This window comes from Methylomagnum sp., from assembly GCF_054333355.1.
In genome coordinates, this window is record NZ_JBTEKS010000106.1 from 1 (window position 1) to 12,273 (window position 12,273).

The following is a 12,273-nucleotide window of genomic DNA, read 5'->3' on the forward strand; positions in this document are numbered from 1 at the left end:
GGCCAGCGCCGCCTCAATAACGGCTTCCGTCAGCGGTGGCACCGGACGGGTTTCGGTCACGGCACCCTCGGTATCGCCCGTTTCGGTCACGACGCCCAAACGGACCCGCACCCGGTAGCGCTTGTCGGTATTCAACAAAAAGCCGGACAGCTTGGTGGCCTCGCCCAAACAAATCGGCAACAGGCCGCTGGCGATGGGATCGAGGCTACCCGTGTGCCCCGCTTTTTTCGCTCTAAACAACCACTTGGTCTTTTGCAAAACGAAATTGGAGGTCTTGCCGGGCGATTTATCCAACAAGAAGACCCCGTTCAGGCCGCGCAATTCGGGCTTGGGCTTGCTCATCGGTTCGGTTCGTCCCCGTCGCCCTGATCTGGCGCTGACTGCGAGAGTCCATGCAGCAGGGCGTCCATTTTGAAGCCGCGCTCGATGGAATCGTCATGGACGAAGCGGATTTCCGGCAGCACGCGAATACGCAGGCGCTTGGCCAGCTCGTGACGCAATTCCGGCACGTACTCCATCAGCCGCTTCACGGCTTTGTTGGGAGGCAGCGTGCCCGCCAGAAAGCTCACGTACAGCTTCGCCACCGCCAAGTCGCGGGTGACTTCGGTATCGCTGATCGTCACCATCCCGAGTTCCGGGTCTTTGACATGGACCCGAACCAACTCGGCCATTTCCTTTTGGATTTGCGAAGCGACCCGGTCGCTCCGGCTGAATTCCCTGGGCATTAGCGTTGAACCTGTACCTTCTCAAACACTTCGATCTGGTCGCCGACCTTGATTTCGTTGTAGTTCTTGACGCCCATACCGCATTCCATACCGGCTTTGACCTCGGCCACGTCGTCTTTGAACCGGCGCAGCGAATCCAATTGGCCTTCGAAGATGACCACGTTGTCGCGCAGCACGCGGATCGGCAGGTTGCGCTTTACGAAGCCCTCCAACACCATGCAGCCCGCGATGGCGCCGAACTTCGGATGACGGAACACGTCGCGGACCTCGGCGTTGCCGACGATCTGCTCCTTGTATTCCGGCTCCAACATGCCGTTGATGGACTTCTTAACCTCGTCGATGGCCTCGTAAATGATGCTGTAGTAGTGCAGGTCGATGCCGCGCTCTTCGATGAGCTTGCGGGCGCCGCCGTCGGCACGAACGTTGAAGCCAATGATGATGGCGGTGGACGCCAGCGCCAAGTTGGCGTCGGTCTCGTTGATGCCGCCCACGCCGCCGCCGATGACCTTGACCTTGACCTTGTCGGTGGATAGGGCTGTCAGCGAGCCGCGCAAAGCCTCGAGGCTGCCCTGCACGTCGGCCTTGATGACCAGGTTGAGATCGACGCTCTCGCCGCTGCTTTCCAGCCGCAAAAACACGTCTTCCAGCTTGGTGGCCTGTTGCGCCGCCAGCTTGGTGGTGCGTAGTTTCTCTTCACGCTGGGTAGCAATTTCGCGGGCCTTGCGCTCGTCGGCCACCACGATGAACTCGTCGCCCGCGTTGGGTGCGCCGGACAGACCCAGCACTTCCACCGGGCAGGATGGCCCGGCTTCTTTCACTGGCTTGCCGTTCTCGTTGAACATGGCGCGGACGCGGCCAAACTCCATGCCGCACAGGATGAAGTCGCCTTTGCGCAAATGACCCTGCTGAATCAGGATGTCCGCGACCGGGCCGCGTCCCTTTTCCAGCTTGGATTCCAGCACCACGCCCGTGGCCGGGATGTCGTGGGCGGCCTTAAGCTCCAATATTTCCGCCTGCACCAGAATCGCGTCGAGCAGCGCGTCGATGCCCTCGCCGGTCTTGGCCGACACTTCGACGAACTGGGCGTCGCCGCCCCATTCCTCGGGCACGACGCTCAGCGCCACCAATTCCTGCTTGACCCGATCCGGGTCGGCCTGGGGCTTGTCGATCTTGTTGACCGCCACCACCAGCGGCACGCCAGCGGCGCGGGAATGGTCCACGGCTTCGCGGGTCTGCGGCATGACGCCGTCGTCCGCCGCCACCACCAGCACCACGATGTCGGTGATTTTGGCGCCACGGGCACGCATGGCGGTGAACGCGGCATGACCGGGCGTATCCAGGAACGTCACCGCGCCATGGCTGGTTTTCACCTGATAGGCGCCGATGTGCTGGGTGATGCCGCCCGCCTCGCCCGCCGCCACGCGGCTCTTGCGAATGTAGTCGAGCAGCGAGGTCTTGCCGTGGTCGACGTGGCCCATGATGGTCACGACCGGGGCGCGGGCCGTTTGCTCGGCCTCCGCCGCCAGACTCAGCGTGGCGATGATTTCGGCTTCGAGGACGTCCTCGACCTGCTGAACGGCGGTGTGGCCCATTTCCTCCACCACCAAGGTGGCGGTGTCTTGGTCGAGCACCTGATTAATGGTGGCCATGACGCCCATGCGCATGAGGGTCTTAATGACCTCGGTGGCCTTCACCGACATGCGCTGGGCAAGGTCGGACACGCTGATAGATTGGGGTATGGCGACTTCGCGCACGATGGGTCCTGTAGGTTTTTCGAAGCCGTGCTTGGCTTCCGGCATGACGGGCGCTTTGCCCGGCTTGAATTTTTTCCGTTTGTGCTTACCGCGCACATCGTCGAAATCCCGCACATCGTCATCCGGGGATCGACCGCGCTCACCACCAGTAGCCGCTTTCTTTTTGCCGCGCTTGGCGTCGAGGTCCGTGGTGGTGGGCGGGACAGGACGAGGCGGCACGGGCGGACGCGAGGTCGGCGCTGGCGCGGCGGGCCTGGGGCGACGGGCGGCATCCTGACCGGCGGGGGCGGCGTCCCGTGCTGGCCGCGAGGATGGTGGCCGCGAGGATGGCTGGGACGACGGCGGCCTGGGGGACGACGGCGCTTGCGGGGGCCGGGACGTCGCGGGTGGCTGCTGTGGCCGCGGCCTGGACGGAGGCGGCGTCGATGGCCTGGGAGGCGGCGAGGGCTGCGTCTGGATTGGCTTGGCGGCAACTGGCGGTTCATCCAGCGGCTTGCGGCTGAGCTCGGCTTCTTCGCGTTGCCGCTGCTCCGCGAGACGCTGGGCCTCCTCTAAGCGGCTCTGCTCCTCGGCGGCGACCCGCTCGGCCTCCTCGTGGCGCAGACGTTCGGCCTCCTCGGCTTGGCGCTCGGCCTCTTCTTGCTCATGGCGCTCGGCTTCCAGCAGTTCCAACTCCCGCTGCTGCTGCTCTTCCAGGGCCAGCCGGGCCTTGTCGGCATCGGTGCGTGCGCCGGTCTCGGGCAATTCGCTGCGCTTGATGTAGGTGCGCTTCTTGCGAACCTCCACGCTGATCGTCTTTTGGTTCTTGCCGGGCACCTTGCCCTGCTTAAGCTCGCTCACGGTGCGCCGCTGCAGGGTGACCCGCTTCGGCTCGCCCGTATCGCCCTGTGCTTTGCCGTGGCTTTGCCGCAAATGGCTAAGAAACCGCAGTTTTTCCGCGTCGCTCAGCGCATCGTCCGCGCCATTCTTGCTCAAACCGGCGTCGCCCAATTGGGCGAGCAGCCGTTCCAGCGGAATGCCGACCATTTCGGCGAGTTGCCGTACCGTCACATCGCTCATTCTTAACGCCCCTGCTCTTCCGAACCCCTTAACTTTCCGCGAACCAAGACGAACGTGCCGCCATAATGAGGCTCGCCGCCTTTTCCTCGTCCATGCCCTCGATGTCCATCAGTTCATCGACCGCCAGTTCCGCCAGATCATCGACCGTGCGCACGCCCTGGCCCGCCAGTCGGAACGCCAAATCCCGGTCCATGCCCGCCATGTCCAGCAGGTCTTGGGCCGGTTCGACCGATTCGATTTTCTCCTCCCTGGCGATGGCCCTGATGAGGAGGGAATCCCGCGCCCGATTGCGCAACTCCTCGACAATGTCCTCGTCGAATTCCTCGATTTCCAGCAATTCCTTGGCGGGCACGTAGGCCAATTCCTCGACCGTGGAGAACCCCTCGCGCACCAGAATCTCGGCCACGTCTTCGTCCACCTCCAACTGGTCCATGAAGGATTGCATCAGCTTGGCGGTTTCCTGTTCGTTCTTGGCCTCGGCCTGGGTGGCGCTCATCACGTTGAGGGTCCAGCCGGTCAGCTCCGACGCCAGCCGGACGTTCTGGCCGCCCCGGCCTATGGCCTGGGACAGGTTCTCGTCGGCCACGGCGATGTCCATGGCGTGCTTGTCCTCGTCCACCACAATGGAAACGATTTCCGCTGGCGACATGGCGTTGACCACGAACTGGGCCTCGTTGTCGTTCCACAAGATGATGTCAACGCGCTCCCCGGCCAGTTCATTGGACACGGCCTGCACACGGGAGCCGCGCATACCAACGCAGGCACCCACCGGGTCGAGCCTCGCGTCGTTGCTCTTCACGGCGACCTTGGCCCGCACGCCGGGATCGCGGGCCGCGCCCTTGATCTCGATGACGTTTTCGCCCACTTCGGGCACTTCCAGGCGGAACAGCGCAATCAGCAATTCCGGGTCGGTGCGGCTGACGAATAATTGCGGGCCTCGGGCCTCGGGCCGGACGGATTTCAAATAACCGCGCAGCCGGTCGCCGGAGCGCACCGCCTCGCGGGGGATCATTTCCTCACGGGGGATGAAGGCTTCCACGTTGCCGCCCAAATCCAGATAGACATTGCCGCGCTCCACCCGCTTGACCGCGCCCGTTATCAGTTCGCCCACCCGGCTCTTGAACGCATCGACCACCTTGCGGCGCTCGGCGTCGCGGACTTTCTGGACGATGACCTGCTTGGCGGTCTGGGCGGCGATGCGGCCAAACTCGATGGATTGGATTGGTTCTTCCACATATTCGCCAGCTTGGAGCGCCGGATCGCGCTGCTGGGCGTCTTCCAGGGCAATTTCCAGTTCGGGATTTTCAACCTCGGCGTCAACCACCAGCCAGCGGCGGAAGGTTTCATAGCCGCCGGTCTTGCGGTCGATGGCGACGCGCACGTCAAATCGGTTGTCGTGGCGTTTAATCGTGGCCGTGCGAAGCGCGTCTTCTATAGCGGCGAAAATGACTTCTTTTTCGATGTCTTTTTCATTGGATACGACATCCACCACCAGCAAGATTTCTTTATTCGCCATGGGGCATCCTTTATTTAAATCAAAACTCCGGCGCCAACCGCGCCTTTTCGATGGATTCGAAGGGTATCCGCAGGGTGGTTTCGCCGTCCTGCAACAACACGTCGCCGCCGTCCACACCCGCCAGCCGCGCCTTGAATTTGCGGCGGCCTTCGATCAGGCGGGTCAGTTGCAGACGGGCCAACTCGCCCTTGAAGCGCTCGTAATGGGCCAGCGTGTACAGGGGCCGGTCGAGTCCGGGCGAAGAAATTTCCAGTTGATAACGACCGGAAATCGGGTCTTCCACATCCAGGACGCCGCTCACCTGGTAACTCACCTTGGTGCAGTCCTCAAGGGTGATGCCCGCCTCGCTGTCGATATACACCCGCAGCACCCGCTGCGAGCCATCGAATTCGACACCGACCAGTTCGTAGCCTAAGCCCGTGACTGTCGGTTCGAGCAATTCGATCAGGCGCTCCTGCGCTCTCATGGACAACCTCGTAAAACGTGACAAACAAAAAATGGGCGCGAGGCCCATTCTTGTTTTAATAATCCTTTAATCAATAAAAATGCCCCGGCGGGGCACTTCTCACCGGGTGTGGCAGGACCGGAACTTCCGGGCTGAGTCGCCAACCTCCCGTAACTTAGCGGCGAAGCATACCACAGGGAGGCGGTGGATTGGAACTGTTGGAATTTTTTCGCCAGGGCAATCGCGCTATTTCCCTCTCGCTTCTGGAGAGAGGGTGGAGTGAGGGCATCTAAACCAAAGCGATTTTATGGCCTTTTCACCCTCAACCCCGAAGCCTTTCAAGGAAGAAATCCCATTCTGACACCCTCACCCAAAGGCGAGAGGGAAAAACGGTCGCTGTCGGCATAGCGCGATTGCCCTGATTTTTCAGCAAGCGTCTCGGCATCCACCGCTCTCCGGACCTTCGCACTCCTTCTTCAGCTTTTTAATCTCCACCGGTGAGGCTCGCCCCTGCAAAGATACCTTAGCAATTTCCCCTCGGCGGTCACGATGTCGAAGGAGACGCAGACATACTGGAATAGGCCGTATTTATGGCTGCTGGTTTCCACCCCGAAACCCATGATTAATCCGCCCACGGTCAAATCGTCCAACTCCGGCACCACGGGCACTATCCAGCCCTAGGGGATTAAATACCGGCTGATTTGGCCCATGCTCGCCAAGGGTTCCACCCGGACGGTTTGGCGGTTGGTGTCGTTTCCAGAATATCGTACATACCGATATGGATATTGCGGTGGGAAAGCTTATATTTCGGCACCATTTCGCTCATGGCCTGCCAACCGGAGCGGGCGGTGCAGAGCTTCTCGGCTAGCGTCGGCTTTCCAGCTTTCAATCTGGCGAATGACGTTTTGCACCCGCAGCTCGTGCTTGGCCGGGGCGCTTTTTAGCCAAAACGCGATGCGGTTGCGGATGGCGACATAGGTGGTATAGATGGATGAAATCGGCAGCAGGACGATGACCGCGAAAATTCCGCGATAATGGGTGAGTATGTGTTCAAATAATTGATCGGGATTAAAGGCGGGCTTTTGCATGGCATTGTTAATATTTATAGTTGAATTAGTTGGCGGGAGAAATTCGATGGCTTACAAAGGGATAATATCCCTTTGAGGGATGTTATCCCGCGTGCCCGGCAAAGCGTGGCAGGATCGAATTCCAGGAGAATCATGTTACCATTCCGCCCCGCCGCCGGGAAAATTGGACGCCCGGAACAATCCCAATCATTTGATTCCCATGCCACAAATTCAAACCCTAATCCCGCCCGCGCCTCACACAGTTTCAACCCTGTTTCACAATCGGATTAACCCATGAGCGCGGGCAAGATATTCGTCACCGGGGCGACCGGCCACCTCGGCGCCAATCTGGTTCGCCGCTTGCTGGACGATGGCGAGGCAGTCCGCGTTCTGCTGCGTTCCGGGCGGGATAACGGTGCCTTGGCCGGGCTGGACGTGGAGCGCGTGACGGGCGATTTGCGCGACGCCGGGGCCGTGTCCGCCGCCATCCAGGGTTGCGACCGCGTCTACCATAGCGCGGCGCTGGTCTCGACCATCCACGGCAACGCGGCCCACAAGCGCGAGGTGTACGACACCAACGTGCTGGGCACCCGCCACATCCTGCAAGCCGCCGCACAACATGGCGTGGAGAAAGTCGTGGTGTCCGGCTCGCTCAGCGCCACCGGCTACGAACCCGACGCCGCCAGCCACGAGGACATGCCGTTCTATCCCTTCGAGCGCCATCTGCCCTATGGTTTCACCAAGCACTTGACCGAGCACGAATGTTTGCGCGCCCACGCCGACGGCTTGAACGTGGTGGTCACCACCTCCTGCGCCATCGTCGGCCCGCATGATTACGTGCCCTCGCGCATGGGGCGGGTGTTGATCGACTACGCCCACGGCAAACTGCGGGCTTATATTCCTGGCGGGTTTGAGTTCGTGTCCAGCCGCGACATCGCCGAGGGCCATGTGCTGGCCATGCGGCACGGGCGTTCCGGGCAGAAGTACATCATCGGCACCGCCTATGCCACGGTGGACGATTTGATGGACCTGTACCACCAAGTCACGCACCGCCCGCCGCCCCGGCTGCGGATGCCGCCCGCTGTGATGGCCGCGCTGGCGGAAGTGGCCGACAAGACTTATTACAAGCTTTTTCCCAACCTGCCCCGGCGCTTCACCCCGGCGGCGGTGCGGCTGCTGCAAATGCGGCGGCGGGCCGACCACGACAAGGCGAAGCGGGAACTCGGCTACCAGCCCACCGATTTGTTGTCGGCGGTGCGGGAGGCTTACGAGGACTTTGTGCGGCGGGGCGTGATAAGCAAGTGATGAGTGGCTAGTGGTGAGTGATTAGCTAAAAGCGTTTGTCCGCTTGAGAACCAGTTTCGTAGGGTGGGTTAGGCGCACATTACGGGGAGATTGATATTCCCGTAAGGTGTTGCCGTGCGCCGTAACCCACCGTCCCCGTTGGCATGGTGGGTTAGGCGCACGGCCAGGTGATCGTGAACCGGCAGCCCGCTGCGACGTGCGCCCAACCCACCCTACAACGACTTCCTTCAATTTTTTACCGGAGAATCCCCCGCATGAATGCCGTTCTACAACCCCCCCCGCCCTCCTTCACCGAAGCCAAGACCTCCCGCCAAAAGGCGCGTTCGGCGGGTTTGGACCCGGACCGCTGGTATGTCGTCGAGTGCGACAACCAAATCAAGAAGGGCCAGGTCAAGGAGGTGGTGTTCTGGAATACCCCCATCGCCATCTACCGGGGCGAGGACGGCGTGCTGTCCGCCGTGCAGAACCGCTGCCCGCACCGCCATTTGAAGCTCAGCCATGGCGTCGTGGATAAATGCCAACTGCGCTGCGCTTACCACGGCTGGGCCTTCGACCGGGACGGCAAGCTCACCGACTATTCCCACGACAGCTTCGGCAAGCCGCTCATCAAGGCCCAACTGCGGACCTATCCCGTGCAGGTGCGTTATGGCCTGATTTGGCTATTCCCCGGCGATCCGGCGCTGGCGGACGAGCGCCAGATTCCCGAAATCCCCGAACTGACCGGCGCTGATCCGTGGGCCAACTTCGTCGCCGATTTCACCTGGAAAACCCATCATTCCATGGTGATCGACAATATCTGCGACTTCGCCCACGCCTTCCTGCACCGCAAATATCGCCCGTTCATCGACGCCAAGCTGACCCACCACGAGGCCGACGACGACCGGGTTTATCTCACCTATGACGCCTACATGGCGGGCGGGCGGATTTCGGGGATTTTCGTGGACCGCAAGCGGGTCAACACCCAGTCCATCGAGCTTTGCTACCAATATCCCTATCAGTGGACCAACACCGGCGACAGCATCAAGAACTGGTCCTTCCTGCTGCCCATCGACGAGCGCACCACGCGGGTGTTCTTCCTGTTTTATTTCGACGCGCTGGCGATTCCGGGCCTGTCCATGAAAACCCCCAAGTGGCTGACCCAGTTGGTGCTGAACATCGCCAAGCCCTTGGTGTTCAAGCCGATTCTGTTGGAGGACGCCGTGGCGCTGGAGGCGGAACAACTGGGCTACGAAACCCACTGGGACGCCCCGCCCATTGAGTTGAACCCGGTGGTGCCGATGTTCCAGAAGTTGACGGCGCGGAAGTGGGAGGAATATTTGGCGCGGGGGCAGGCGGCGGGATAAAAGGATACCTGATTAGCAAGAAGCTTCAGTGCAGGGTGGGCATGTACTCATACTCATGCCCACCGACTCTTGGCCCGGCGGGTGTTTTGGTGGGAGTACATGCCTACCCTACGAATGGCTGGGTTTTCACCCCCTAAATGAAAAAGCCAAGCAAAACTACGGATAATAATCTTGTCTGGCAAGGATTAATGTAAACAATGATACTGTCCACACGTGGATGCGGATAGTGCAAAAAATATAAATCCAAGCCGACGTAAAGCCCGGAAGCCTACGTACACCTTTCGAAATATAGATGTCGGGACTGGATGAGATTCATTAGAAGAATCCATGCTATAGGATGTGCCGAACGAAGGGAGGCGCATCGTTTGGCAGACTGATGCGCTTCCTTCGTCAGCGCAGCCTATACGGCTTGTTGAATCTAAAATAATTTCGACATCTATAACATCCTTTTAATGGTTGTTATTTCTACTTTGGCAAACTAGGCATCGCTATGGATTTATTGGAACAAGCCCCACCCTCTTCTCTTTCATAGAGCCACCAATGGTTTTTATTAGCCACCAGTTTTACCGGGCAAGCCGCCTCGCCAAATAGCCGTTGCTGAAAATCTGTGGTGGCGCGGACTACAAAATAGTCATATTTCCACCCCTGATGAATATTCCAGTCAAACGTGCTGGGACGCCATGTCAGAAACTCGCTAACGAAAGGGTCAATCTCTGGTCGATGATAGCGAACCATGACCGGAAATGAGTTTGCCATACTGTAATCGACGATACCCAACTTTTCCACTTGATACCACGCCGGAAAATTTATATAAACGGGTGCCGTCGAGAAGCTACTATAAGGCTCGATGGTGAGTGTCAAAGCCCGCTTTTCAGGGGCCATAAGCCTACTTATGTAGGTAAATCCGTCATTCTCTAAATTAAAACTCATAATACGTGAGGCAACCACCATGATTAGCGTCATGGCAATGGCCTGGGGTAACAGGCTTTCGAGCCGCTGCCTAATTGGCGGGATTTCAGTGGCCGGGCTGGCGGGCGCGAAGCCCAGCAGGTAGAAGGGAAAGATCAATGCCGAAAAACGATCGGACACGAAGGCGGTGGCGAATATCTGTGTCGGCACCAACAACACAATCAGAATCACGCTTAAGAAAGGTGCCCAACTGGCTAAATCAGTCTTGGTTCTCGCCCTTTGCATAATCGGTAGGGCGAATAACAATAGCCCGGCCAAGCGTACCCACCATTGTTCACCCAGGTTTTGAGAAAGTGGATTCAACAGCCCAAAGGGTGGCCACTGACCAAACGACATAATAATTTCCTTGGTATTTGGCTGTATCTCTCGGTGCTTGGTCAGAATCAACCAGAATAAGGCTATGGGCAGGACGCTTACTATTGGAATCGCGCTCCGCACGCGGTCTTCTATTCGGTAGCGTTTCAATAACACCAGCTCCAAAGCAATCAAGCAGCCCACCCCCGCCAACAAGGCGTGAGTGAAAAATAAAATGTTAATACTGACCGCCACCAGCCAGGCATTGCGGCGATTCCATTGCTCCAAGGATTGCATGACCAACCCTAAGAATATTAGAAATAATGGCAGGCCTATTAGAAAATGATAGAAACCCCAATTAAACGCAAACCCGTACCAAGTGGGTATCACCAGCCAATCCGTACCGGCGTCGGCCTTGAATTTCTCCCGCAACCATTTAAACGCGATGAAGTACGCGATCAGCGATGCCGTTAACACCAACTTGACCGCCAAAATGACGGGAAACACCAGCGCCAGCGCCAGTGTCATTAAATAGCCCACCAGATAAGGGTTGAACCAGTTAATCAAAAATAACTCCTTGAATGGAAAGTCAGGCTTGTCCAGCGCGAAAAATGTTGCGATTTGGGCGGCGTGTTGTGGCAAATCCACCATGGGCAAATAATGCCCGACCCATAGAGGCATTATCCCAAGAGCAATGATTAGGTACGTGGAGAAACGCGGCATATTAACTTTCCATGTCATATTAAGTTGTCCCTGTCGCGACAAAAAATCGTCCACAAGCATATTTTGATACTCGCGAACCGGGGTGTTTCAGTTTATTGGCGAATCCATCCGGGCGCTTGTGTAGGCGGTTCGTTGTCTTTCACCTATTCTGGAATTCGCGTTAGCGGCGCGATGCCCACAAAACTAAATTAATGGTATTAATGGCGCAAAGCTATACGTCTTTTAGACATTCGCAATTATTGCGAATGTCGCCATTTGGCAACATGCCGGATTTAGCCTATTTTCGATAATTCCACCTAGGATGACATGCACTCATGCCCACCTAAAAATTAACACCGCCGCAACTGGGTGGGGCTGTCCTGCGTTTCGTTTATGGATCAAGTGTCGCCATAAAACGCCGTCCAGACTTGGCGCTACAGGACTTGCAAAATACTTATTGTTGGAAATTACCGTTGCCAAATAGACACAAATTTTTAAGCCTTAGCCTGATGATTTTCGTTATCTTATTGATTGTACGTATTAATACTTAATTGGCCCGATGCTTGCCCTAGCCCAACCTGTTTAACAAAAGTAACGGGTAACAACCATGAGATTCGGCAAGTTTTTATATCGGGTGAACTATGGGGCTGGCACTGATTTATCCCGCCGAAAGTTTCTGTATGCCACGGGCGTGGCGACTACCGGCATGTTGTTATTGCCCAGTTTTTCCAGCTTCGCGGCGGATGGGCTGTCGAATGTTAACTTAGGCACCGCCGGTAGCCCGCTGGGTAATTGGCAGGTATTGGCTAACCGCTCAAACCTGGAAATTCAAATCACCCGGGATGCGGCGGGTAATTTAGTGGGTTCGGCCATTTATGCAGGGGGATTTGAAAAGCTGGATAATATTGCCTGGGATTCAGCGGGTGGCTGGCTTAGCTTTCGCCGGATTGGCTCTGGATTTTGGCAATGGTATAGGGGAAAAATAGACATGTTCCCGACCTAAGTTGCTGTTTTTAATGACAGTTTAAAGTTCCAGAGGCCAGCCCCAATATAAATGAAGGTATCTAACAAATGCGACAGATGGTTTCTTGAGC

The 12,273-nt window shown here is 57.9% G+C and carries 10 protein-coding genes and 1 pseudogene; 3 read left to right on the plus strand and 8 right to left on the minus strand.

Annotated features, from left to right (window positions below):
* The 7 genes and pseudogenes from ACXWUF_RS10170 to ACXWUF_RS10200 form a co-directional block, all read right to left on the minus strand.
* Positions 1-342, minus strand: a pseudogene (locus ACXWUF_RS10170) (tRNA pseudouridine(55) synthase TruB); the annotation flags it as partial.
* Complete coding sequence (gene rbfA, locus ACXWUF_RS10175) at positions 339-725, minus strand: 30S ribosome-binding factor RbfA (RefSeq protein ID WP_458494562.1); 387 nt, start codon at positions 723-725, stop codon at positions 339-341. The pseudogene ACXWUF_RS10170 and the gene rbfA, both read right to left, overlap by 4 nt.
* Entirely contained in the window at positions 725-3,538 is a 2,814-nt protein-coding gene (infB, locus tag ACXWUF_RS10180) for a translation initiation factor IF-2 (RefSeq protein ID WP_458494563.1), read from the minus strand. Before infB ends, rbfA begins: the two co-directional genes overlap by 1 nt.
* A gap of 28 nt (positions 3,539-3,566) precedes the next feature.
* Positions 3,567-5,054, minus strand: coding sequence for a transcription termination factor NusA (gene nusA / locus ACXWUF_RS10185; RefSeq protein WP_458494564.1), 1,488 nt, complete (start codon positions 5,052-5,054; stop codon positions 3,567-3,569).
* Positions 5,055-5,073: 19 nt separating this feature from the next.
* Positions 5,074-5,520, minus strand: coding sequence for a ribosome maturation factor RimP (gene rimP, locus ACXWUF_RS10190; protein ID WP_458494565.1), 447 nt, complete (start codon positions 5,518-5,520; stop codon positions 5,074-5,076).
* Positions 5,521-5,975: 455 nt separating this feature from the next.
* Positions 5,976-6,167, minus strand: a complete 192-nt coding sequence (locus tag ACXWUF_RS10195) for an FAD-binding protein (protein ID WP_458494566.1) — start codon at positions 6,165-6,167, stop codon at positions 5,976-5,978.
* 132 nt (positions 6,168-6,299) lie between these two features.
* Positions 6,300-6,587, minus strand: a complete 288-nt coding sequence (locus tag ACXWUF_RS10200; protein WP_458494567.1) for a hypothetical protein — start codon at positions 6,585-6,587, stop codon at positions 6,300-6,302.
* Positions 6,588-6,860: 273 nt separating this feature from the next.
* On the opposite strand from ACXWUF_RS10200, the gene ACXWUF_RS10205 reads away from it, so the two are divergent.
* Positions 6,861-7,871, plus strand: a complete 1,011-nt coding sequence (locus tag ACXWUF_RS10205; protein ID WP_458494568.1) for an NAD-dependent epimerase/dehydratase family protein — start codon at positions 6,861-6,863, stop codon at positions 7,869-7,871.
* A 254-nt stretch (positions 7,872-8,125) separates the two neighbouring features.
* Positions 8,126-9,214 carry a Rieske 2Fe-2S domain-containing protein gene (locus tag ACXWUF_RS10210; RefSeq protein WP_458494569.1) on the plus strand — a complete coding sequence of 363 codons (1,089 nt, stop codon included), beginning with the start codon at positions 8,126-8,128 and terminating at the stop codon, positions 9,212-9,214.
* Between the two features lie 465 nt (positions 9,215-9,679).
* Here the strand turns inward: ACXWUF_RS10210 and ACXWUF_RS10215 are convergent, their stop codons facing one another.
* Complete coding sequence (locus ACXWUF_RS10215; RefSeq protein WP_458494570.1) at positions 9,680-11,260, minus strand: hypothetical protein; 1,581 nt, start codon at positions 11,258-11,260, stop codon at positions 9,680-9,682.
* A gap of 526 nt (positions 11,261-11,786) precedes the next feature.
* On the opposite strand from ACXWUF_RS10215, the gene ACXWUF_RS10220 reads away from it, so the two are divergent.
* Positions 11,787-12,182, plus strand: coding sequence for a twin-arginine translocation signal domain-containing protein (locus ACXWUF_RS10220; RefSeq protein WP_458494571.1), 396 nt, complete (start codon positions 11,787-11,789; stop codon positions 12,180-12,182).
* Positions 12,183-12,273 lie beyond the last annotated feature (91 nt).